Raw genomic sequence first — 23,733 nt, 5'->3', positions numbered from 1 at the left:
TTGTGCCTTGTTTTTATGCCAATAAAAAAATCAGAGTTTTCACTCTGATTTCTGCGATTATTTCAAGTTTTGAACTACTTTGACTAGATTTTCAACAGTAAATCCATACTCTGCCAATACTTTTGGTGCTGGGGCAGATGCTCCAAAGGTATCAATACCAAGAACTGCACCATCAAGACCAACATATTTGTACCAGTTTTGAGTTGCCCCCATTTCGACTGCAACGCGACGACGAACTGCATTTGGAAGGATTTCTTCCTTATAAGCTGCATCTTGTGCATCAAAGACATCTGTAGATGGCATGCTGACTACGCGGACTTTTGCACCTTGACCAGCCAATTCTTTGGCAGCTGCGACAGCGAGATTGACCTCAGAACCTGTTGCAATCAAGATAGTGTCAAAGTCAGCTGCATTTTCATAGACAACATAGGCACCTTTTGCAACTTTATTAAAGTCTGTCCCTTCTTCAACAGTCAAGTTTTGACGTGTCAAGACAAGAGCAGTTGGTGTTTTTTCGCTTTTCACGGCAAGATACCAAGCTGCTTGAGTTTCACGCGCATCTGCTGGACGGAAAACATTGAGATTTGGCATAGCACGAAGACCTGCTAGGTGTTCTACTGGTTCGTGAGTTGGACCATCTTCACCAACCGCAATAGAGTCATGGGTGAAGACATAAGTCACAGGAAGTCCTTGCAATGCTGACAAACGGACCGCCGCTTTCACATAGTCAGAGAAGACAAAGAAAGTACCACCGTATACACGAAGTCCACCATGAAGGGTCATCCCGTTCAAGATGGTTCCCATTGCAAATTCACGAACACCAAACTGAATATTACGGTTCAAGCGATTGGCATCGTCTTGAAGTCCATCAGTCTTGATATAAGTCATGTTTGAGTGAGCGAGGTCAGCGGATCCACCTAAGAAGGTTGGCAACTTAGCTGCCACAACGTTCAAAGCATCTTGGCTTGAATTACGAGTTGCTTGAGAGAAGCCATTTTCTAAGGCTGGGAAGTCTGCTGGAGTTACCTCAACTGGGTCGCGTCCGTCGATAATGGCTTCTACTTCTGCAGCCAGTTCTGGATGAGCCTCTTTATAGTCAGTAACTAATTTAGTCCAAGCTTGATAAGCTGATGCGCCACGATCTGCAACATTTTCTTTGAAATCAGCATAAACTTGATCTGGGATTTCAAATGGTTCATAGTCCCAACCAAGAGCTTGGCGAGTAGCCGCAGTTTCATCTGCTCCAAGAGGAGCACCGTGTACAGCATTAGTTCCTTGTTTGTTTGGAGAACCGTATCCAATAACAGTCTTCACTTCAATCAAAGATGGTTTTCCTGAAGCTTTAGCTGTTTCGATAGCAGCATGAATTGCTTCCAAGTCTGTCCCATCTTCAACCAAGGCTGTGTGCCAACCGTAGGCATTGTAACGGTCACGAACACTTTCTGTGAAGGAATCTTTTGTCTCACCATCCAAGTTAATGTCATTTGAATCATAAAGAACAACCAACTTGTCAAGTTTTTGCAAACCTGCATATGAAGCCGCCTCGCTTGAGACACCTTCCATCAAATCTCCGTCTCCACAGATAACGTAAGTATAGTGATCAAAGATATTATAGCCTTCGCGATTATATTTGGCTGCCAAGAAACGTTCTGCTTGGGCAAAACCAGTAGCAGTAGAAATCCCTTGTCCTAGAGGACCAGTTGTAGCGTCAACCCCTGCAGTATGGCCAAATTCTGGGTGACCTGGTGTTTTGGAACCCCATTGGCGGAAGTTCTTGACCTCATCCATGCTAACATCTTCAAAACCAGAAAGGTGAAGAAGGGCATAAAGAAGCATTGAACCATGACCGGCTGAAAGAATAAAGCGATCGCGATTAATCCAGTTTGGTTGAGCTGGATTGATACGAAGTTGCTTTGTAAAGAGGCTATAGGCCATTGGAGCAGCTCCCATAACCACCCCTGGGTGACCTGAGTTTGCTTTGTTGATGGCGTCAATACCTAGGAAACGAATTGCATTAACAGATAGATTTGACATAGAATTTCCTTTCTCTTTGAGGTGATTAATGAATCACACATCCTATTTTACTATTATATGAAAAAATGCATAGAATAGCAATAAAACAATTTGCGTTCATCTAACACATTTGATTTGTCTACCCCCTCGTCACTTCATAGTACGGGAGCAAGCGCATATAAGCGTCTTCTAGCTTCTCCAATATCGCTTCTACTGACTGATTTTCAATGAAGGAAACATCTGACTTGACTAAGACTTTACGAACTTCCTGATTTCTCAGCTTCTCTCGTAAAGTACGACGATTCTCCTCAGTAGCCTCCACCTTATGACTTTCCCCATTTGAATAGACTAGATAATAAATTCCTTCTACCGCTGGAATCTCTAAAACCTTGGCTTGCTTGTCTAAGGTCTGCTCGTCTTTCTTACGCTCGATGAAACTAACTTCTAAAGAAATCCCAAAGTCAGCAGGTGTTCCATACAAACGAAGAGCCATCATAGGTTCTGCCACTTGTCCGTCTCTCTGTAGATAGGCCCAGAAATGTGGCCGCAAGCGTTGTGCTTGGTTCATCCACTGACTAGTCTGTTGCAGTTTCCATTCTGGATGACTTGCTTGAAAAGTTTTAGCCAGTTCTGTAAAAGACTTTCGAGCCTCTTGACCTTTTTGCCGCAAGTCCAACATCTTTTCTCTTTCATCACCAGCTTTATCAGGATTATGGTACTGGACTCCTGCAAATGATAGGTATTCTATAACTACTTTCAGCATATCTGAATCTTTCCTTTCCTAGCAAAAAATCAGGACGAACCTGATTTTGCTTTGCTTATTCTGCATCTACGACAACATAGCGATTTGGCTCGTCACCTTCAGAGTAACTCGTCACGCCATCCATGCGCGAAATAATGCGATGGATAATCTTGCGTTCGCTATTTGACATTGGATCTGTTTGTTGGCTACGTCCTTCTTCTAAAACGCGAGTCGCCAATTTTTGAGCATAGGTTTGCAAGACTTCTGCACGGTGTTCAACGTAATCATTGACATTGATCGTGATGTAGAACGTTCTTGAATAGCGGTTATAAAGATAATTTTGAGCCAATAGTTGCAAGGCCTTCAAAACTTTACCATGATAACCGATAATACGGCCTGGTTCGTTAGTGTCAATTTGAAGATTGATAGTGCGGCGATTGTATTCGCTTGAAATCGTCCCTTCAACATCCAGATCATCTACAATGGTTTGAACGTAGCTAGCTACTTCAGTTGCCACCTGTTCGATGTCATAACTTGGTTCTACTTTCAAGCCTAAATCTTCTAAAGATTGGCTCGCCACTTCCTGCGTTTCAGTTTCTTTTTCTGGAGCAGATTCCACTTCCTCGGGAGTATTCTCTGGTTCCAAATCATTTAAAATTGAAATATGGCCTGTTTCTTCCAAAATCGTGCTGGCGTGCTTTTCATTTTTTAAGATTTCAGCCTTGACCTCTTCAGAGACACCTTGACCTTCTTCTTCAATTTTCTTAATCGCTTCAACTACATGCCCCAAATCAACAGTTGCTTCACTTACTGTTTTCACGGGTTCGTTTTTTTCATTGACTTCTTTTGGAACCCCTTTAATGGCCTGCTGGTTGGCTTTGATTACTGTCGTTTCACTAATCGCTTCGATATCAACTTGAGCTGGCTTCTTACCAAACAAGCCTAAGAATCCTTTTTTCTCTTTCGAAACGACCTTGATGTGGGCCTTCATTCTTGGGATGTCTAATTCTTTCAATCCTTTTTGGATTGCTTCTTCAACCGTTGAACCTGTAAATAATACCATTATCAGATTCCTCCTTATTTTTTCTTTTTCTGTGCTTTCTTCAAGGCTCTTCTCTTCTTGCCTTCTAAATCTCTTTCTGCTTGGACTACTGCTTCTCTTTCAGCAATAATCTTGAAAGGATTGTTCAAGAAATAGGTTTGCAGTACTTGGTAAGCATTGGATACAGCCCAGTACAAGGCTACACCACTTGGGGCGGAGATGGCAAAAATAAAAATCAATACAGGCATACCATACATCATCCCTGTCGTAGCTCCACTTTTTTCAGACAAAGCTTTATTCGATAACCAGCTACTCAAGAAGGTAAAGACTGCCGCCAAAATCGGAAGGACAAAACTTGTATCTACTCCTCCTAAATTAATCCATAAAAAGTGACCTGTTTTCAAAAAGTCTACTCGACTCAAGGCTTGAAAGAGCGCCAAGAGAACCGGCATTTGTATTAAAATTGGCCAGAGAGAGGATGAATGCTTGATCCCCAATTCCTTATAGACCTTCCGCATCTCTTGGTCTAGATTGGTTCTACTTTCCATATCACGACCCGGATATTGCTCTCGCAAAGCCTTGATGCGTGGTTGAGCCTCTTGCATTTTTCTAGAGGCAACCATCTGTGTCTGAAAGACCGGCAATAAAATCGTCCGGATCAAGATTGTGAAGAGGATAATTCCCACTCCGATACTAATGTCAAAGGACAAAAAGCGGATAATTTCAGCAAAAAAATAGACGAATTTGCTCCAAAAGTCTGTCGAGTCTGCTGTTATATCGCTAGCTGCACCATTTGTTGCACAGGCTGTCATGATAACTAAGGACAAACCCAGCAAACTAGTCAACTGTAGTTTCTTTTTCACTCCCATTTCCTTCCTGGTAAATCTTTGATAACTTTAATACGTGGAGTAGATTTTTCTCCATCTCTGCATATTCCAAGGTTTCCACCCCTTTTCGAGCAATCACAACAAAATCGACATGATTTACCAGACTCCCCTTTGCATTTTGTATGATATGTCGGATTCGTCTCTTGATCTGATTTCTGGTAACTGCATTCCCCAGCTTTTTGCTGACGGATAGTCCTACTCGAAAGTGGTTTTGCTGGTTTTCCAATTGGTAGACAACAAATTTTCGATTGGCAAAACTTGTTCCGTCCTTGAAAATCGCCTTAAAATCTTTCTCTCTTTTTACACGAAAGCTTTTCTTCAAAACTCAACTCCATCTATTAAATTACTACTATTATACCATATTTTTTGAAAAAGCCAATAACAGCAAGGTTTTAGACATTTTTCACATAAAAAAAGCTGGAAAATCTCTTTCCCAACTTCTTTTCACAATCAAATTTTACGTGTATTTACTTATTTTTTCAAGCGCTCAACATCGCGTGCAATCACCAATTCTTCATCTGTTGGAATAACCAAGACACGGATTTTCGCTGCGTCAGTTGAGATGTCTCCCGTTACGCCAAAGACATTCTTCTCTGAATCTACATCACATCCAAACCAAGAGATGCCTGAAATAACATCATGACGGAAATTTACTGCATTTTCACCAACACCTGCTGTAAAGATAATTGCGTCTGCTCCGTTTAGAACAGCAAGGTATTGACCGATGTGTTTTTGGATACGGTCAACATAGATTTCATAAGCCAATTTCGCATCGTGGTTACCTTCTGCTACAGCTGCTTCGATATCACGCATATCACTTGACTGGCCTGAAACGCCCATGAGTCCTGATTCACGATTGAGAATGCGACTGATATCTTCTGGCGTATTGAAGTCCTCAGTATACTGCATCAAATAAGGGATGATAGCTGGGTCAATATCTCCTGTACGAGTTCCCATCATCACTCCGCCAAGTGGTGTGAAGCCCATAGAAGTGTCAACCGAACGACCGCCCTTAACTGCCGTAATCGAAACACCATTACCGATGTGGCATGTAATCAGTTTCAAATCTTCTAGAGGACGTCCCAAAAGTTTTGCTGCTTCTCCAGCTACAAACTGATGACTTGTCCCGTGGGCTCCGTATTTACGAACCTTGTTCTCAGTGTAATACTTAGTTGGTAGAGGATAGCGGTAAGCCTTCTCTGGCATGGTTGTGTGGAATGAAGTATCAAATACAACAACACTAGTGATATCCGGAAGCAATTCCTTGAATGCACGAATTCCTGCTGCGTTGGCTGGGTTGTGGAGAGGAGCTAAAAGTCCCAACACTTCGACTTTCTCTAAAACATCCCCCTCAACGACCGTTGATTCCTTAAAGTATTCACCACCAGCTACAACGCGGTGCCCAACACCTGTAATCTCATCATAAGATTTGATGATATCGAAACGAATCAAATCATCCAATAAAATTTTAACGGCTTGTGTGTGATCTTCAATATCAAGAATTTGTTTTTCAGAACGGTCGTCAAATTTTACAGTTGAGATCGAATCCTTCAAGCCAATACGTTCAATCAAGCCTTTCGCCAATACAGTTTCTTCTGGCATTTGGTATAGTTGCCATTTCAAACTCGAACTTCCAGCATTGATTGCAATTGTTTTTGTCATAAGATGATACCTCTTTTTAAGCGTTTTCATCTATTATAACAAAATTTCTTTTATATTTCAGTACCTTTGCTCCAATTTTGAAAATTTTCTTTAAAATCCAATAGTACTGCGGGATTTTGCAGACTTGTTAGAGGATAGACAAAGGGTTCTATTTCCTTGTCTCTTTTCTTCTGTAAGACAAAAATACTTTTAGCTTGGCTTGCAGTTGAGAAAATATCCTCTGGCAGAGCGATGATAGCAGCCAGACTCACTTCGTCTTTGAGCCAAGCTTTTAATAAATCACTTTGGGGGCTGGTTAACAAATCACTCGGAGCCAGAAAAATAGCATAGCCATCTGACTTGAGGTACTTGAGGCCTTGTTCCATCAGCAAATGGTGGGCATAGGTATGTTCTTGGCTGGAAGCCACTTGATAGCGTGAAGCGATAGTGTCGTCTGGGTAATAGCCGACAGGCAAGTCGCTGATGACCACATCGCTTTCTTTAAGCATTTGCGGGCGAACGGCATCACCTTGAACAAATCCTGCCTGCAAACCGATCACATCTGCCATACTAGCCGCCAGATCAATTAGCAAATCATCCACTTCGACTCCCAAGTAATCCACTTTTTTAGCAAGAGAAGTCAAGAATGTAGCTCCCAAAATCCCCATACCAGAACCCATTTCGAGGATGCTAATTTCCTCCTTATGAAGCAACTCTTCCACAATAAGTACCAAGAGGAGGGTAATGGCATCCGGCGTAAACTGGTGATTGGCCTGCAAAGGCTCCGTTTGTCCTGCCTTCATCAAGAGAAACTGGTAGGTCTTGAGCCACTCTTCCTTGCGAAGTGCTAAGCGCTTAAGGGCTTGATTGTTTTCCTTGACCTGCTCTAGCTCGGTCTCGCCATCTAGGTAGATACTATTTTGCTCTACCAAGGCATCATAAAAGTTGGTCGCCAAATCACTTTGGATGACTTGGATATTCGCTAGTAAATACGTATAAGCTTGTTCAATTTTTTCAAAATCCATATTCCTATCTTATCAAAATTCCCCTATTTTTTCCATATGAAGAGAAAAAATCACTGCTTTAGTCAGCGAGTGATTTTTGGGCTACTGTTAAAAAGAGCTCTGCGTAATTTCCTAGAAAAAGACCTTCAGCATTATAGAGAATCTGACTGCCAATGCTCGAAAAACCAAACTGGTCGAGTTTGGTTTCCAGTTCAGGCAATTCAAAGCCATGATGGTTGGTATCTGTCTTGACAAAATCAGCAATGAGTACCTGTCCATTCTCCCTAAGATGATAGTGAAACATGACAAGAGTCGCATCTAGATCAGGCATATGATGAAGAACCCGACTGACAACAATCAGGTCAAATTGTTGCTCCAAAGGATTCACCAGTAAATCCTGTTCCAAAAACTGGATATTCTTGATGTCTTGTTGCTCTGCTTTCAAACGGGCTTGCTCCAGCATTTTCTCCGAGATGTCTACAAGGGTAACCGACTTGGCTTGCTTAGCTAGAGGCAAAGCTAACAGACCCGTCCCACCACCAAAGTCCAGTATTTCCTTGTCTGATAGAAAATCAATCTGTTTTTCAACTGCCTGACAAACCAAGTTTGCAAGAAAGATATTTTTGGGCGAATCAAAGGTTTCTGCTTTGTGATTAAAATCGTGTTTCATGTTTTTAGTGTATCACAAAGAAGTTGAATTGCCTAGGAATTGGCTTTCTTATCAGGCTTTTCTTCTGATTTTTTCTTCCCTGCTTGATTGCTTGAATCAGTCGCTACCTCTTCCTTTTTAGCTGTTTTCTTTTCTTGGGTTTTCATCGGAAGAAAGAGAAATTCATAATTGTCCTTATTCATACGAACACTTGTCGCAAAACCTGTTTTCGTATTTTGATAAGTGACTTTTCCTAGGTTAAAGACTCGTTCCCCACTTTCTTGTTCAACCTTATCTTTACTTCGCTTGGCCATGGCAAAAGCTGCCAACTTTTCTTTGTTTAGGGCAAAGTCTTTGTGATGAGCTACTTGCCGATTCAAATAAAACTGCAACAAAAGGCTAAAAATGGCTGCCATGGTGACTGCATATAAAAGAACGCCTGCCTTAACTTTTTGCTTTTTCCACACGATAGATGAACTCCCTTTCTAAACCCTTTTGAAATTGGAAACGAAAGCGAACCAATTGATTTTCCTCTGTAATTTGAGCTGATTTGAGTCCGTAAACCATGGGTTGGTAGCCCCGTCCGCTGGTATCAGTTTTTCGAAAATCATCCGATTTAGACTTCCCTATAGAGACATCCTTACCATCCTGTTTCATGTAGAGGCGATTGCCTTCCACCTTTTCAAACTGCGAACGCTCTAACTCTGCCTCCAGTTGATCCACAAACAAGAGCCACTCCTTTTGCTCGCTTTGTTGCTGGTAACGAACTTCTGAAATGAGGAGCTGACTCATGGCTTGAAAGAGGAGCAAGCCTCCGCTAATAACGATAAGGGCAATCAGAGATTCTAAAAGAGTGAAAGCTCTTACCTTACTGCTCTTTAAGGTCGAGTAACTTCTCTGAACCATGGTAGACCTCCACTCCTTTTTCACTAGCAAACACCTGAATCTCCACTCCATTTATGTTTATCTGATTTCGCCCTGTCTGCAAGGCCATCTTAGCCACTCGTAATACCTCCTCTTTTTGCAAGATTTCTGCCTCTTCCTGCCTATTTTTCTGGATTTGTCCCAAAAGAAGAGTCGCAATGCTGGCAAACACGGCTAGAGCAACTACTGCTTCTAGTAAGATTACTGCCTTAATCTTTTGTTTCCTTAATGCGTTTAATTTTTCCATTTCCTAGATATAATTGATAGCGAATCGCTCCTTTGCTGGTTTGAAATTCAACCTTAGCCAGGGACGAATTGCCCCCAGCTCGGTCAAATATAATGCTTTGTCCTGATGGTCCCTGAATTCTTTTGGGAACGGTCAATTTTTGACTGCCATTGCTGATCGTCTGTCCATCTAAGTTCAGACTGGTTTTTTGCTGACTGGCTAGACTGCGTTTTTGAGTTTCCCGATAGAGTTCTTCAAACTCCATAAAGAAAATCTGCTCCTCCACCGCTGCAAAACTGGACTGAACTGAGCCGGACAAGCCCAAGGCAAGGATACTCACAAGTCCCAAAACCAAGAGACTTTCCAGCATAGTAAAGGCCTTAATCTGCAACAGTTTGACTTGTTTTTTGCTTTGCATGGTAGTCTTTATAAGCTTTAGCTTGCTCAGCTGTAATACGACCGTCCGCTTGTAATTTGCTGAGGCTGGCATCTTCATTCTTGTCCAAACTATAGAGCTCTGCCTGGCTTTCCACAACCTTGACAACAGCAGCTTTTCCTTTATCATCTACGGCATCCTTTTGCTTGGTCAAATTGGGCACAAAGAGCAAGAGAAGAACACTGATGATAAGCAAGACCACTAACATTTCTACCAAAGTGAAAGCTTTAACCTTAGCTTTTTTTAGTTTTGTCATGAATTTTTTCATTTTAAAAATTTACCTCCATATTTTGATACATGGGCATAAGCATTGCCGCATAAAGTAAAACGATAATCAGGGCCACAAAGATAAAAACCAGTGGCTGTACTAAGTTCATGGTGCGGTTGACTCGGGTAAAAAAGACTTCCCAAGTTTTTTCAGCATAGATTTCCAACTCACTCCCCAGCTTGGACTTGACTTCTCCATACTCGATGATGAGACTCAACTCCTTTTTAAAGAAAGGATAGGTCGCTATGGTTTGAGAAAATTCGCGGCCATTTTGCAGGGCTTGAGCCAGTTCTTGACCGATTTCTTTAAAGAGCTGAGAACCCTGTTCCTGCATGATCTGAAAAATCTGCGTCAGCTCCATCCCCTGTGAAATCATATTGCCCCATTCACGCGCGTAATAGGCCGTCAGATAAGTCTGGACAAAGATTCCCAGAAAGGGAATCCGTGCCAACATCGAGAAGACCCGCATCTTGGAACTTCTTTTGTAGAAAGTGAGGGCTAAAAGTAGAGACAGAGAGCAAACCAACACTAGCCCCAGAAAAATTTGTGGCAGATTGCCGATGATTTGAGTGGCGATATTGCTACTGTCCAGTTGAGGCAGCAAATAGTTTCTCAACCCCAGCATGATTAGCAGGAGAAATCCCAGCAAAATCAGGGGATAAGTCGCCACTTCGATTAATTTTTTCTTGACCTTAGCCAGATTGTCCAGATATTCTTCTATCTTCCCCAGACTCAGATGAAGATTCCCATGAACCTCAGCTAGGGATAATTGGGTCACGATGGCACTTGAAAAACCCAAGCTGTTCATCATTTCTGAGAAAGATTTCCCCTGAGATAAGCCTTGGTGCATCTGGGTCACATAGTCCTTTTCCAGCAGGGCACTTCTGCCCAAGAAAGAAATAATTTCCACCAAATGAAAGCCACTGGAGAAGAGGTTGTTAAACAGGGTGATGATTTTCTTCTGCTTAGCTGTAGCTAATTTTTTCCGTTTCAGCCTGAAGACTTGTGATATGTCCATCTTTAAGAAGCTGATCAATCTGCTCATTCCAGCTAGTTGGCTGGTGTTCTTGATAGTCTTTGTTTGCAAAGTCAACGATTCCTCCTCCCCCGATTAATCTCTGGTAGCAGACTCCTTGTAGGACAACTGCTAGTTCCTCCTCCGTCACACCCAACTCCAGAAGGCGCTCATAAACACCTCGGATACTTTTAGCATGAATGGTTGAAAAGACTGTCGCCCCTGTCAAACTGGCTCTAACTACTGCACGCGCCGTCTCGCTGTCACGAATTTCACCGATAATCAAGAGGTCAGGACGATGCCGAAGAGACAGTTTGATCAGATTTTCATAGGTCAAGCCAATCGCCTCATTTAACTGCAATTGGAGCATGTCTTCCTGCTTGATCTCGACAGGATCTTCAATAGACATAACTTGTTGTCCCTTAAAGAGGGACTTGGCTAATTCGTGCATCAAGGTCGTCTTGCCACTGCCGACTGGACCTGCAAAGAGATAGAGGCCCCGTTGCCTGTACTGCTCGCCCAGTTCGTTCATATCCTGAAACCAAAAATGCAGTTCCTGCTCCTCATCGTGCAACAAACGAATGACCAAACTCTCATATCCCCGATAATCTCCTACGGTAGACAAACGCAGAGAAGACACCTTCTCCCCATGCTGATAGTCACAAGACCCCAGCTGACTACGCCTCTTCTCTCCTACGTTCATACCCGCTACAAACTTAAAATGACTAATCACAGCAGCTAAAACATCAAACTCATAGGAGTCAACTAGACACCGTTCGTCTCCAACCCGCATGTGAAGCTCGTAGGACTTTTCCTTTGGGATAAAATAGATATCCTGAGCCTTCTTTTCTTTCGCAGTCGCAATAATTTTCTGTGCAATTTCTTGTACCATACCGCCCTCCTTATCTAACTATTCGCAAAAAAATAAAAAAAGCAACTTAAAAAGTTACTTTTTTATCTCCATTTCATACGGCAAGAACGGTGTTTTTCTTGACCTGTTTGTTTTTCGTAGCCTGGACGTAGCTTTTCATCAGGAATGACTTGCTCATCCTGTAAAAGTGCCAAAGAATGGTACTGCTGCAAATACTCATCACACTCATCACACCAGCGTTTATCAGCAGGATCCCAAAAAATAGTCATCAAATCACTCCGACTCTTATAAAGAGGATTCTTCTTTTCCAGCTCAAACCAGCATGATTTATAATATTTTAGAGCATCATAATACTTGTCAAAAGATTGACTCATGATGACATCTTCTTCCCAACCTTCTATGAACCACCACGGTTCAAAATCCCCATACATTTCTATAACACGATACATTCTTACTACTTCCTTTGTATCGTATATTATATCTAATTTTTTATTACAAGAAAAGGATTTTGCTTGCCTTTCCCTTTAGGAAGACTTCTTTAAATACCTTTTCAGCCTATCATAAAAATAGGAGCCTTTTATTGACCCCTATTTTATCATCTTAGGCTTGATAACGTTTCACACCGTCTAGATAGGTTGCTACCAATTCCAAATCTTTATCTAGTACGATAAAGTCGGCATCGTAACCTTCACGGATTTGACCACAGACATCATCGATGTGAACAGATTTTGCTGGGTTGATGCTGGCCATCATGACTGCTTCATGCGGATTCGCAATGCCCCATTCGACAACATTCTTCAAACCGTCCTTGAGTTTGAGGATAGAACCTGCCAAATTGCCTGTAGATTTGAGGCGTGCAGTTCCATTGGCAACAACTACTGGGAATTCTCCCAACATGTAGTCACCGTCTTCCAAGCCACCAGCTGTCATACAGTCTGTGATAAGGGCGATATTTTCAGTTCCTTTTTGCTTAAGCAAAATGTCACAAGCCTTTGGATCCACATGGTGACCGTCACAAATCAATTCTGCATAAGTATGTGGCAATTCATACATGGCTCCCACCATACCGAGCTCACGGTGAGTCAACCCACGCATCCCATTGTAGGCATGTACCCAAACGCTTGCTCCAGCATCGACTGCTTTTTTAGCTTCATCAAAAGTCGCATTTGAGTGTCCAAGAGCAACGGTCACACCTTCCCTCGTAACCGTACGAACAAAGTCTTCTACACCTTCGCGTTCTGGCGCAAGGGCGATTTTATTGAGCAAGCCATTGGCTGCTTTTTGCCAAGCACGAAACTCATCCATACGAGGGTCTTTCATATAGGCAGGGTTTTGAGCCCCCTTGTATTTCTCTGTGAAATAAGGCCCTTCAAAATAGATCCCACGAATCTTGGCTCCACTTGCTTCCTGGTAACGGGCACCGATATTTTCTGTTACCGCGAGCAATTGCTCATATGATGAGGTCAAAGTAGTTGGCAGGAAGCTGGTGACACCCGTGCTAAGCAATCCTTCGCTCATGGTATGAAGGGTTCCTTCGATGTTATTGTCCATGACATCCACACCACCAAATCCATGAATGTGGGTATCCACAAGTCCTGGGGCAATGCTATAACCTGTATAGTTAATCACCTCAGCTCCTTCAGGAATCTCTTCTACATGTTTTCCAAACTTGCCATCCACAAGTTCTAAGTACCCGCCACGACGAACTCCGTGTGGGTAGAAAAACTGATCCGCTTTAATATAATTAGGCATAATGATAACCTCCTTGATAGATTGATTCTAGAATTTATTATGTCAATTACATTATAAACCTTTCTTTTTCATTTGTAAATGGTATAGACCTATTTTCTAAAGATATTTTAAAAGAGCTGGATTTTTCCAACTCTTTAATTTTATTTTGATTTTACAGGCAGTTCTTGAGCAGCCTTTACAGCAGCTGCAATCGTCTCTGCGTAAAGTTTAGCACCTTCTTCAATCATGTTGCTATCATTTCCAAAGTGGACTTGGTCGGTTCCAGCCCAGATTTCAGGATGTTCCTTAGCAACCTTATTCCAGTCAGCGATGCTCACGTAAGGATTCTTTTCAGCTAATTCCCGTGCATAAGCCGCATACTGCTCCACTGATGTGTAAGTGTCCTTGCTCTTGTCTCCCTCATAAGGTGTCACCAGTATCAGATGGTGTCCTTTCGGTAGATTGTTCACGATGCTGTCCAAATCATTCTTGTAACCTTCAGGATTGTTGACTCCCGTTGCAATGACAACTGTTTTTAGCAGCGCCTTGTTCTGACTGTTATTGAGCATGATGTCATTGGCTTGCTTGGTCGTTCGGCTAACCTGGGCATTGATATTCGCTTCAGGGAGTGCCTCTTGTAAGGCTGTATTGGCACGCAAGGCTACCGAATCTCCTATTAGGCTTGTTCCCTCAGAAATTCCTAGGCGACTCAGTTCAGCTTGTTCAGCAAGAGTCTTTGTTTGTCCTATATTGGTCTGGGCTTGTTTGAAACCATTGACCATCAAGTCTGTCTCAAAAGCTCCAACCTGAGGAGCCACAGCTATGATAATCAAGGTAAGCAAGGTAAGAATGCCAGCAGCACCAGCACTAATTGGTTTAATATGAGGCAATCGACTAATCTTCCGTATTAAAGGATTGGATTTACCGGCAATCAACGGCTCAATAATATAGAAGGATAGGATAGCAAAGAAATAAGAAAAGATGATTGTCAGAATAACAGCAGGCAGATTACTCATCAGCTGAGAAAAGATAATATAAAAAGGCCAGTGGAAGAGATAAACCGCGTAGCTGGTATCCGCTAAAAATGTAATGATCCGAGGTTCTTGTATCTCAGGCGTTTTCTCATGCAAGACACGCGCAGCAAAAATCATAGTCACTGCCGCTAAACTTGCTAGCAAGAAGCCAAATAAGTACGCAAACAGGTAGGTGAACTTGACAAAGAAAGTCAAGAGTACTAACACCAAAAGCCCCGCAGCAAAGACCAGTAGATTTTGACGAAGGTCCCACATCCGGTCAAATTGCTTGACTAAATCGCTCGTCTGACGAACCCCCACAACTGTCGCCAAAATGCTTCCTAAAAAGAAGGGATAGACATGGGTCAAACTTGAAAAGTAGACAGATGAATAGGAACTAGCCATTAGACTACCAATAAACATGGAGAAAAAGCTAATGATAAAAGCTCCCGCAGAAAGGAGAAAGACCGTCCCTCTCAATTGACTACTAGATTTTGAACGTTTCGATAAGAACCAAACCGCTAAGCCCCAAAGGATATAGTAGTGAACCTCAACAGCTAGGCTCCAGTTGTGAACAAAGAGATGCGGAATGAACTGGGATTCATAACTACCCCCTGTTAACATTTCGTAGAAGTTGGTCATAAAACCGAGAACTCCAGCAATCTGGCCACCAATTCCAGCAACATAGTCTTGACGAACCAAGAAAGTAAAAGGCATGGTCACCAAAACCATCAGCACCACAGGTGGCACGATGCGGTAAAACCGTCTCTTAAAAAAGCCCAGCAAATCGATCTGGCGTGCCTTCCCAAATTCTTCTAAAAGGAGGGAGGTGATCAAAAATCCTGAAAAAGTGAAAAAGACATCTACCCCAAAGAAGCCTCCAGGAAAGATCGTTTGAAAGAAGTGGTACAAAAGCACCAAAAGTAAACCTGTAATCCTAATCAAGGAAAACCATTTAATACGCATACGAGTCTATTCTCCATTAAATTAGGAAGTAAAACACCTCCTAATTTCCATTCCATTATACTCCCTATTCTATCAAAAAAATAGGAAAAATCCTAAGAGAAAACTTAGGATTTTGGCATTCTATTTTTACACTTTAGAAATTGCGCCCTGACTTATTGTAACCATATTTTTCCACAAAATACTCACGGAATTCCAAGAGATTATCATCCATGATGGCTTGACGCACTTGCTTCATCAGATTGAGTAAGAAGTAGAGGTTGTGGTAGCTAGTCAAGCGGATACCAAAGGTTTCGTCAGCCTTGAGCAGGTGGCGAAGGTAGGCGCGTGTGTAGTTCTTACATGTGTAGCAATCACACTCAGGATCCAGTGGCGTAAAGTCTTCAGCGAATTGGGCATTCTTGACAACCAAACGACCTTGGCTGGTCATACAAGTTCCGTTACGAGCGATACGAGTCGGCAAGACACAGTCAAACATATCCACACCACGAATAACCCCATCAATCAAGCTGTCTGGCGCTCCGACACCCATCAAATAGCGAGGTTTGTTTTCAGGTAGCAGTTGAGTTGTGAAGTCCAAGACTGCATTCATTTCTTCGTGGGTTTCTCCCACTGCTAAACCACCGATAGAGTAGCCAGGGAAGTCCATGCTGACAAGGTCGTGAGCTGACTGACGGCGAAGGTCTTCAAATCCTGCCCCCTGCACAATTCCAAACAAACCTTGATCATGTGGGCGACGGTGAGCCTTCAAACCACGCTCAGCCCAACGACTAGTACGTTCGATTGATTTCTTAACGTAGTCGTAAGGTTGGTAAAACTGAGGACATTCATCAAAGGACATCATGATGTCTGAGCCTAGATTATTCTGAATGGAGATAGCTTTTTCTGGCGATAGGAACATCTTGGAACCATTGAGATGGTTTTTAAAGGTTACTCCTTCTTCTGTGATATTACGGCTATCTGCTAGGGAATAAACCTGGAAGCCACCACTATCTGTCAAAATTGGTTGGTCCCAGTTCATAAATTTGTGGAGACCACCTGCGCGTGCGATGAGTTCATCTCCAGGGCGAAGCCAGAGATGATAAGTATTAGAGAGGATAATTCCTGATCCCATCTCCTTCAACTCCTCTGGTGACTGAGTCTTGACAGTAGCTTGGGTCCCAACTGGCATAAACATAGGCGTTGGAAAAGTACCGTGCGGGGTGATGATTTCTCCCAGACGAGCTCCCGTGTGTTTCTCTTTCTTAATCAAACGGTATTTGATTGGTGAATCTGACATTTTCTACCTCCGAAGCTGGGAAAGACAGTCCCAGTTCATACTTTGTGCCCAAAGGCATACTGTATGATTTTATCAAAAAAACCAGGAACTGTCACGAACTATGGTATAATGAAAGAATGAAATACCCAAAAATTGATTTAAAAACCATTCGTCTGCAGGCTAGGCAATTTCAGGCTGAAAATCCCCGCTTCCTTCTGGTCTATCTCCTTCCTAGTATGTTGGTCATCTTGTCAGGCTTTCTCAACCCCTTGGCTCGTCTCCAGGAAAGTTTTTTAGAGCAATCCTTTTTCAGCATGCTGGCACAAGTGCTCCAAGCCTATCTCTTCCCACTAGTGGTTTCTTTTGTGAGCACGATTTTTCTAGCCGGTGCTGCTTTTGCGACACTCAGACTCCTCAAGAATCCTGATACGGAACTCTCCGTAAAATCTAGTCTAGCCCTCTTTGCTGAAGATCGCTTCTCACAAACCTTCCTCACTCTACTCCTCAAACGTTTCTACCTCTTTTTATGGAGTATCCCAAACTTAGTAGGTGTTTATTTCCTCTTTTATAGCAATCTCTTGGCTCGGAGATTTGTCGCCTTACATCCTGAATTTCCAAAATTAGATCTCTCGTCGCTTGAAACCGAGCAATTCCTTATGACCTTTGGACTCTACTTTTTCGCGAGCCTCATCTTGATGATTGTAGGGAACATCCTCTACGTTCCGCAACATTATGCCTACTCACAGGTAGAATTCCTCCTCTGCGACACTCTGGATTTAGGACAGGCTAAACCCCGTCAAATCCTGAAAACTAGCCGTTTCTTGATGAAAGGTTACAAATTCCAGCGCTTTGTCCTCGACCTACAACTACTCCCTTGGTACTTCCTCAACTGGCTCACCTTTGGAATTGCTAGCTTTTCAATCCTTCCCTATATCCAAAACAATCACATCTTCTTTTACAGAGTCCTACTAGCCCGTAAACGTCGAAATGGATAAGAGCATACAAAAACCAGCGTTGTTCAAAACGCTGGTTTTCTTATTTCAAAAGCAAAATACTCAGCAGAGTCAAAATAGCGGGCCCACCTTGCTTCAGAATAATCTTCTTGTCTGCTGTTAGAGAACCATAGGTCGCTGCACCAAGCACAAATAAAACAAAGATGGTAACAATTTCCAAACTTTGTGAGAAATAGATTCCATACAAGAGAAATGCCCCTATCAAAGCATTATAAATCCCTTGATTTTTAAACAGTGAACTCACCGAAGGACGAGCCAATTCTTCCTGATCCACATTAAACACGCGACTAGTAGTGTCTGATTGCGTAGCCACACTTTCCAAATAAAAAATGTAAAAATGCTCCAAAGCAACGATAGTTGCTAAAATAATTGTAAAAATAGACATATTCTTCTCCTTAAATTTCTATCTCTTCTAAACCAGATATCAACTTTTCTAACAAGCGACTGAACTCTTCTCGTTCTCCTTTTGTAAGTACACTTTCCATCTGACTCTTTACCTTTATATGTTGTTGAGGAGAGTTGGTTACTAGTTGTTCTCTCGCAAAGTCTGTCACTTCCACCAAAACCTCCCTCTGGTTTTCAGGATTCCGACGTCGCTTAACCAAACCTTCCTTTTCCAAAATCTTAAAGTGCCGTGTCAAGGCAGCCTGATCAATTTTCAAACGCTCCTGAACTGCTATTTGATTACACGGTGACTGATCGATTAAGAAACATAAGATTTGATAACGAGTGAGACTAATTCCCAATTGGCGTTCAAATAATTGTGCCATAGACTGATCTGCTAATCGTAACTGATACAGTAAATCATGGATTGCTACCATAAATCTTTCTCCTTTAAAATTGATTTATCAATGATTGACTTATCAAATATAGTATAAGGCAAAAGATAAATCAAGTAATCTGTTTACATTCTCTTGAAATATTACTCATTTCCTCATATTTGTTCTTTTTATTCTGAAACTATCACATTAAAAAAGAAGCGGGAACTCAATCAGTTCCCAACTTCCATTTTAATGATTAGTTCATTGAAACGTGAACATGGTCATAGTGGTTTTCGGTCACACTACCACGATCCGGCATTGGATTCCAAGTATAGGCTGGTCCATATTTACTATCATATGGAGCGTAGAAACGTTGTTTCCAGATGATGTAGTTGATACCACGGCTAGCCATATTTTTGACTGCATATTCTGCAATTTGATCTCCGAGTGCTGAACTCACTGGAACCATAAAGTCGATGGCCAAACCTTTACCATGGTCCCCACTGTCACCAGGACGGTAGCCACTAAAAGATGTAATCCCAAACAAGTTGGCGATTTCTTCTTTAAAGGCTGCAGTTTGTGGTTGAAGACCAGCATTCTCAGACTTAGCTACAGCAAGTCCTGCATAGTCAGGAGCCGCTGGAGCTGAATAAGTTCTTGAAGGAGCTTGGCTTTGCTCTGCTTGATAAGTCGAAGTTGCAGTGTCAGAAGTTACTGTTGATGCTGCTGTTTCTTCTGTTGCACTTGTTCCTCTTGTATCAGCAGGCGTTTCAGTTGCTGGCGCAGCTGCTACTGGTGCTTCTGCTGGAGTTGTTGCTACCGTTTCTTCCGTAGCTGGAGTCGCTGCTTGAGGAGCTGCTTCTTCAACTGGACTAGTTGTTTCAGTTGTTGCTGCTACTGGTGCTTCCGCTGGAGTTGTTGCTGCTGTTTCTTCAGCTACAGGTGTTTCTGTAGATGGTGTCTCTTCAGCAACTGTCGCTGTCTCAGAAACTTCTGAACTTGGTGCTACTTCTGCTGGTTTTTCAGTATCTGTTGCAGTTGGAGCTTCCTCAATTGGTTGAGAAAGGTCTTCTACTTGAACTGTTTGTTCATCGACGGTTACTTGGTTGGTCGTCAAATCAGCTGTCGCAGTCGTCACTTCTTCACTAGCATCTGTTTGAGGAGTTTGGATTTCAACTTCCGTTACTTCTTCTTCCTCATTGAGAGTTGTAGTGAGGACAGTATCTGGGAAAATCAAGTCCATATTAGTGATTTTGTTTAAATTAGCAAGAACCGTCACATCTACTCCCAAAGCTTCTGCAATCGTGCTCAGGGTATCACCATACTGAACTGTATAGCTGTTTTTGTTCTCGTTTTTAGTAACGTCATTTTGAATTTGCTCAACGCTACGTGCTGTCCAAGAGATTTCTTGAGCTTTAGCTCCTAATGCGGGAGCAAGAGACAAGGCTACTGTTGAGGCTAAAATAATTCTTTTCTTCATTCGTTCATATTCCTTTCAAATGAGTACCTGTCTATCATAACACAAAAAAAGCAGAAAAAAAGCCCTCTCGGGCCTATTTAACAGAACTGTCTATTCCTTGTAACAAACTCGATTACTTGAAATAGTTTGTTAGGTTTCTGTTATAAAATTGACACAATCTTCTCGCCCCTAATCCTCAAAAATATAAGGAATATCTGCTAGTACTTGAATCCTCTGATTCCCTTCATAAGATGACTCTAAAAAGTTAATGCTTTGAAGGCCGCTATTCTGGGCAAATTCCACATCCAAAGTCCGATCCCCTATATAATAGGTGTTATCAGGATCCAGCTGATACTTGTCTAGCAGATAGTTAGCCGCTTGTGGATTAGGCTTGCGCGCAAAGCCACTTTGACTGGTTAAAATCTCTGTAAAATAGAACTCCAACCCCAAGTCTCTTAAAATAGTAAGAGCATTGTCCCCCTTATGAGTATAGACAAACTGCTGAATCCCTGCTTGGTCTGCCCAAGCTAGCACTTCACGCGCACCTGGCATCAAAACTACCTGGGCATTTTTCTCAGACAAGCTCTGGGCACGTACCTGATTGAGCACTTCCGCATCCAGTTTTCTCTCTTCTGCCACCTGCTCCAGCAAATCCTGCACAGAATACCTGAGGATAAACTCTCTCACTTTCTCCTTATCATAAGGAATAGAAAACTGAGCAAAGGTCTCCTCAATTCCTGACAAAATCGCTTCGTAAGAGTCCAATAAAGTCCCGTCTAAATCCCAAATAAAGGCTATTTTTTGCATCTCCTATCCTTTCAACATCATATAACGTTGGTAACGGTAACGTAGAAATAGCCAGCGAAAACCATTATCCAAAAGGGTTCCAGCCCAAATACCAGGCAAGCTCCAACCAAGAACAATCCCCATCAGATATCCTGCTCCAATGCGGATACACCACATTCCTATACTTGTTGCATAAAAGGGAAGGCGAGCATTCCCCAAACCCTGCCAAACTGCAGTATAGATGACTGTTCCTATCGTCATAGGAGTTCCTAGTAGAGAGAACAGTGCCACCAAAACACTCGCCTCGACTGCTATAGGATCCGTCGTATAGAGATGAGTCAGTGGTGTCCCTAAGGCATAGATACTGAGAGTTAAGGGCAACATGAGAAGCAGAGAAAGCCAAAAGGTTTGTTTGCTCAAACTAGTGACTCTTTCCCAATTATCCTCTCCAACTGCTCGAGCCACCTGCATGACCGTCGCCGTAGCGACGCCAAAGGCAGGCATATAGTTAAACTGGGTCAGGACTTCTCCGACTGCATTCCCCGCTACTGCCTCCGTCCCAAAAGAAACAACCAAGGCAATGATGACGACGTCTCCAGCCCGCATCATGAGACGTTCCCCTGCCGCTGGCAAAGCCAAGGTCAGTAAGTCTTTATCCAGTCCAAAAGTCGGTTTCTCAAAAGGCAGCTTTAATTGCGACCATAAAATCAAAAGACCAACCAAGCGAGACAGAATAGTCCCCCAAGCAACACCCGCTATCCCCATATCAAGGACAAAAATAGCTAGACTTGAAAAAAGAATATTCAAGGCATTGGATAAAAAACTAACATAGAGAGGCAGACGCGGATTATGCGTTGCACGAATCAAGGCACCTAGACTCGTCATCAACCCCAAAAGAACAATCGAACCACCCACTAAAGAAAGATAGAGACCTCCACTTTCGGCCACAGCCTGCTCAGTTCCCAAGAGTCCTATCATCTCTTGCCCAGCAAAGAGCGATAAGGCGCCTAAAAATGCACTCAGCAATAGGGTTATCTTGAGAGCCTCTGTCACGTGATAAGCCAACTTGGACTGATCTTTCTGCCCCAAACTTTTTGAAATAACGCTGGAAATAGCAGCTCCCAGAGCGATAAAAATCGCCTGGTAAATCGTGATAATATTGCTAGCCACTGAAACACCTGAAATAGCGATTAAGCCCAAGTGAGCAACCAGATAACTGTCCACCATACCCATGAGCATCTGCAAAAAGTTTTCGCCCATAGCTGGCAATGCAATATTAAGAATGTCTTTATTTTTCTTAAACAATCCTTCCTCCTGATGAAAAGAAACTCAGTTGGTTTCCCAACCGAGTTTACTCCCTCTGTCTTAAAGTCCTAGATAAGCCTCAACCGCTGCTTGCATGTCAGCAGCTGCCACTGTTGTTTTATGACGAACTGGAGCTGTTTCAAGGCCATCAACTGCTGGTGGCACTGCCACTCCTGAGATTTCATGTAATTGAGCCAAGGCTTCAAAATCTGTCAAACCTGCTTTTCCTGTTACAGCTTCTACTGCAACCACTGGGAACTTGTATGGACTAGCTGTTGAAACAATCACGGTCTTGGTTACATCGCCAGTAGCCGCTTGGTATTTTTTATAAACTGCTGAGGCAACCGCCGTATGTGGATCCTCAATATAAGAATCTGACTCATAAACACGCTTGATTTCTGCTGCTGTTTCTTCCTCCGTCGCATACTCAGCTGCAAAGAGTTCCAGAATCGCTGCATCAAAGTCTGTCAATCCATATTGTCCTTGTGTACTCAAGGCATTCATGAGTTCAGCTGTCTTAACCGCATCATTCCCCAAAAGATGGAAAATTAAGCGCTCCAAGTTTGAAGACACCAAGATATCCATAGATGGGCTAGTCGTCACCTTAAACTCACGCTTCTTGTCGTAAACACGTGTTTTAAAGAAGTCAGTTAAAACATTATTGTCATTTGAAGCACAGATCAATTTGCCAACTGGCAGACCAATTTGCTTGGCATAAAAGGCAGCCAAGATATTTCCAAAGTTTCCTGTTGGTACTGTAAAATTGACCTTTTCACCAGATACAATCTCACCAGTCTTAACCAATTGAGCGTAAGCATAAACATAATACACAATCTGTGGTACCAAACGACCAATATTCATAGAGTTAGCTGATGAAAATTGAAGTTTATTGGCAGCCAACTTTTCACGAAGAGCTACATCGTTAAACATATGTTTGACGTTGGTTTGCGCATCGTCAAAGTTACCATCAATAGCGATAACATGAGTATTGTCGCCAGTCTGAGTAGTCATTTGCAACTCTTGTACCTTGCTGACACCATCCTTTGGATAAAAGACGATAATTTCAGTTCCAGGCACATCCGCAAACCCTGCCATAGCAGCTTTTCCAGTATCACCAGATGTCGCTGTCAAAATGACAATTTTGTTCTCCAAACCATGCTTTTTAGCGGCTGTCGTCATAAAGTATGGCAAGATAGACAAGGCCATATCTTTAAAGGCAATCGTTGAACCATGGAACAATTCCAAATTGTATTGTCCATCCAGCTTCACCAATGGTGCAATAGCTGGAGTATCAAACTTGCTATCGTAGGCATTGCTGATACAGTAGTCCAACTCCTCTGCTGTAAAGTCATCTAAAAATGCTGACAAAACCAATTTAGCCACTTCTTGGTAAGAAGCATCTTGCAATTTTTCAAAATCCAAATCCACCTTTGGATAAGTAAGTGGTGTAAACAGACCACCATCCGTCGCCAAACCTTGCAAAATAGCTTGGCTGGCAGTTACTGTATTATTCGCATCGCGCGTTGATTGATAAACTAATGTCATGAATCTCTATCCTTTATCTATAGTCTCTTCCATTATATCATGATTTTTCAGAAAATTCTCCCTTTATAAGAGAAATTATAGTCCCAATTCTTTCTTCAAAGGCTCTAAATAAATCTTTTCTTGCTTATCTCTTTTCTCCAGTCCCTCCTCAGCTAGGGTGAGTAAGTCTTTAGAAAATTCT

Annotated in this window: 27 protein-coding genes (1 of these 27 only partly in view); 1 reads left to right on the top strand and 26 read right to left on the bottom strand. The window is 42.4% G+C overall.

The features are described from left to right. Positions 1-57: 57 nt before the first annotated feature. The 19 genes from tkt to tgt form a co-directional block, all read right to left on the bottom strand. On the bottom strand, positions 58-2,034 hold the full coding sequence (tkt, locus tag ACLV7H_RS01125; protein ID WP_411866141.1) for a transketolase: 1,977 nt from the start codon (positions 2,032-2,034) through the stop codon (positions 58-60). 118 nt (positions 2,035-2,152) lie between these two features. Continuing rightward, positions 2,153-2,776 carry a hypothetical protein gene (locus tag ACLV7H_RS01120; protein WP_045591909.1) on the bottom strand — a complete coding sequence of 208 codons (624 nt, stop codon included), beginning with the start codon at positions 2,774-2,776 and terminating at the stop codon, positions 2,153-2,155. Between the two features lie 55 nt (positions 2,777-2,831). Continuing rightward, a complete protein-coding gene (gene jag / locus ACLV7H_RS01115; protein ID WP_411866140.1) occupies positions 2,832-3,818 on the bottom strand; it encodes an RNA-binding cell elongation regulator Jag/EloR in 987 nt (328 codons plus the stop codon). A 14-nt stretch (positions 3,819-3,832) separates the two neighbouring features. After that, the gene (locus ACLV7H_RS01110; RefSeq protein ID WP_411866139.1) at positions 3,833-4,660 is read right to left on the bottom strand and encodes a membrane protein insertase YidC; all 828 of its coding nucleotides are present in this window, start codon (positions 4,658-4,660) and stop codon (positions 3,833-3,835) included. Further along, positions 4,635-5,006, bottom strand: coding sequence for a ribonuclease P protein component (rnpA, locus tag ACLV7H_RS01105; RefSeq protein WP_084848875.1), 372 nt, complete (start codon positions 5,004-5,006; stop codon positions 4,635-4,637). The genes ACLV7H_RS01110 and rnpA overlap by 26 nt, the downstream gene beginning before the upstream one ends. A 149-nt stretch (positions 5,007-5,155) precedes the next feature. Further along, positions 5,156-6,346, bottom strand: a complete 1,191-nt coding sequence (locus ACLV7H_RS01100; RefSeq protein ID WP_411866138.1) for an acetate kinase — start codon at positions 6,344-6,346, stop codon at positions 5,156-5,158. A gap of 50 nt (positions 6,347-6,396) precedes the next feature. Further along, on the bottom strand, positions 6,397-7,350 hold the full coding sequence (locus ACLV7H_RS01095; protein WP_411866137.1) for a class I SAM-dependent methyltransferase: 954 nt from the start codon (positions 7,348-7,350) through the stop codon (positions 6,397-6,399). Positions 7,351-7,408: 58 nt separating this feature from the next. After that, positions 7,409-7,999 (bottom strand): class I SAM-dependent methyltransferase, encoded by a 591-nt coding sequence (locus tag ACLV7H_RS01090; protein WP_411866136.1) that lies wholly within the window; start codon positions 7,997-7,999, stop codon positions 7,409-7,411. A gap of 32 nt (positions 8,000-8,031) precedes the next feature. After that, a complete protein-coding gene (gene comGG / locus ACLV7H_RS01085) occupies positions 8,032-8,445 on the bottom strand; it encodes a competence type IV pilus minor pilin ComGG (RefSeq protein ID WP_411866135.1) in 414 nt (137 codons plus the stop codon). Continuing rightward, a complete protein-coding gene (comGF, locus tag ACLV7H_RS01080) occupies positions 8,423-8,884 on the bottom strand; it encodes a competence type IV pilus minor pilin ComGF (protein ID WP_045591923.1) in 462 nt (153 codons plus the stop codon). The genes comGG and comGF overlap by 23 nt, the downstream gene beginning before the upstream one ends. Next, entirely contained in the window at positions 8,847-9,149 is a 303-nt protein-coding gene (gene comGE, locus ACLV7H_RS01075; RefSeq protein WP_045591925.1) for a competence type IV pilus minor pilin ComGE, read from the bottom strand. Before comGE ends, comGF begins: the two co-directional genes overlap by 38 nt. Next, entirely contained in the window at positions 9,112-9,546 is a 435-nt protein-coding gene (gene comGD / locus ACLV7H_RS01070; protein WP_411866134.1) for a competence type IV pilus minor pilin ComGD, read from the bottom strand. The genes comGE and comGD overlap by 38 nt, the downstream gene beginning before the upstream one ends. Next, positions 9,509-9,832: a competence type IV pilus major pilin ComGC gene (gene comGC / locus ACLV7H_RS01065; RefSeq protein ID WP_220107351.1), complete on the bottom strand. Its 324-nt coding sequence runs from the start codon at positions 9,830-9,832 to the stop codon at positions 9,509-9,511. Before comGC ends, comGD begins: the two co-directional genes overlap by 38 nt. A 1-nt stretch (position 9,833) precedes the next feature. Then, positions 9,834-10,850, bottom strand: coding sequence for a competence type IV pilus assembly protein ComGB (comGB, locus tag ACLV7H_RS01060; RefSeq protein ID WP_411867062.1), 1,017 nt, complete (start codon positions 10,848-10,850; stop codon positions 9,834-9,836). After that, positions 10,798-11,739, bottom strand: a complete 942-nt coding sequence (gene comGA, locus ACLV7H_RS01055) for a competence type IV pilus ATPase ComGA (protein ID WP_042768810.1) — start codon at positions 11,737-11,739, stop codon at positions 10,798-10,800. Before comGA ends, comGB begins: the two co-directional genes overlap by 53 nt. A gap of 62 nt (positions 11,740-11,801) precedes the next feature. After that, a complete protein-coding gene (locus ACLV7H_RS01050; RefSeq protein WP_000286396.1) occupies positions 11,802-12,167 on the bottom strand; it encodes a DUF1033 family protein in 366 nt (121 codons plus the stop codon). Positions 12,168-12,318: 151 nt separating this feature from the next. Continuing rightward, positions 12,319-13,470 (bottom strand): N-acetylglucosamine-6-phosphate deacetylase, encoded by a 1,152-nt coding sequence (gene nagA, locus ACLV7H_RS01045; RefSeq protein WP_411866133.1) that lies wholly within the window; start codon positions 13,468-13,470, stop codon positions 12,319-12,321. Positions 13,471-13,610: 140 nt separating this feature from the next. Beyond that, positions 13,611-15,428: an acyltransferase family protein gene (locus ACLV7H_RS01040; protein ID WP_411866132.1), complete on the bottom strand. Its 1,818-nt coding sequence runs from the start codon at positions 15,426-15,428 to the stop codon at positions 13,611-13,613. A 133-nt stretch (positions 15,429-15,561) separates the two neighbouring features. Then, on the bottom strand, positions 15,562-16,704 hold the full coding sequence (tgt, locus tag ACLV7H_RS01035) for a tRNA guanosine(34) transglycosylase Tgt (protein ID WP_001285237.1): 1,143 nt from the start codon (positions 16,702-16,704) through the stop codon (positions 15,562-15,564). Between the two features lie 116 nt (positions 16,705-16,820). Between tgt and ACLV7H_RS01030 the strand changes: the two genes are divergently transcribed. Continuing rightward, positions 16,821-17,678 (top strand): DUF975 family protein, encoded by an 858-nt coding sequence (locus ACLV7H_RS01030; protein ID WP_411866131.1) that lies wholly within the window; start codon positions 16,821-16,823, stop codon positions 17,676-17,678. 40 nt (positions 17,679-17,718) lie between these two features. On the opposite strand, the gene ACLV7H_RS01025 is transcribed toward ACLV7H_RS01030, so the two are convergent. From ACLV7H_RS01025 to ACLV7H_RS00995, 7 genes are all read right to left on the bottom strand, one after another. Then, the gene (locus ACLV7H_RS01025) at positions 17,719-18,081 is read right to left on the bottom strand and encodes a DUF1304 domain-containing protein (RefSeq protein WP_411866130.1); all 363 of its coding nucleotides are present in this window, start codon (positions 18,079-18,081) and stop codon (positions 17,719-17,721) included. Positions 18,082-18,091: 10 nt separating this feature from the next. Next, positions 18,092-18,517, bottom strand: a complete 426-nt coding sequence (locus ACLV7H_RS01020) for a MarR family winged helix-turn-helix transcriptional regulator (RefSeq protein WP_411866129.1) — start codon at positions 18,515-18,517, stop codon at positions 18,092-18,094. 196 nt (positions 18,518-18,713) lie between these two features. Continuing rightward, positions 18,714-19,937, bottom strand: a complete 1,224-nt coding sequence (locus ACLV7H_RS01015; RefSeq protein WP_411866128.1) for a LysM peptidoglycan-binding domain-containing protein — start codon at positions 19,935-19,937, stop codon at positions 18,714-18,716. A 168-nt stretch (positions 19,938-20,105) separates the two neighbouring features. Next, on the bottom strand, positions 20,106-20,723 hold the full coding sequence (locus ACLV7H_RS01010; protein ID WP_411866127.1) for an HAD family hydrolase: 618 nt from the start codon (positions 20,721-20,723) through the stop codon (positions 20,106-20,108). Positions 20,724-20,726: 3 nt separating this feature from the next. Next, a complete protein-coding gene (locus tag ACLV7H_RS01005; protein ID WP_411866126.1) occupies positions 20,727-22,007 on the bottom strand; it encodes an MATE family efflux transporter in 1,281 nt (426 codons plus the stop codon). A gap of 60 nt (positions 22,008-22,067) precedes the next feature. Then, positions 22,068-23,552 carry a threonine synthase gene (thrC, locus tag ACLV7H_RS01000; RefSeq protein WP_411866125.1) on the bottom strand — a complete coding sequence of 495 codons (1,485 nt, stop codon included), beginning with the start codon at positions 23,550-23,552 and terminating at the stop codon, positions 22,068-22,070. A gap of 75 nt (positions 23,553-23,627) precedes the next feature. After that, positions 23,628-23,733, bottom strand: the 3' end of a protein-coding gene (locus ACLV7H_RS00995) for a gamma-glutamylcysteine synthetase (RefSeq protein ID WP_411866124.1). The gene runs 1,172 nt beyond the window's last position; the window shows 106 of its 1,278 coding nt (coding positions 1,173-1,278); its start codon lies off the right edge, out of view; it ends in the stop codon at positions 23,628-23,630.

The organism is Streptococcus oralis (assembly GCF_965111685.1).
Classification (GTDB): domain Bacteria; phylum Bacillota; class Bacilli; order Lactobacillales; family Streptococcaceae; genus Streptococcus; species Streptococcus oralis_B.
Note: the sequence above shows the minus strand (reverse complement) of the source record. Positions and strands in the feature narration are given on the sequence as shown.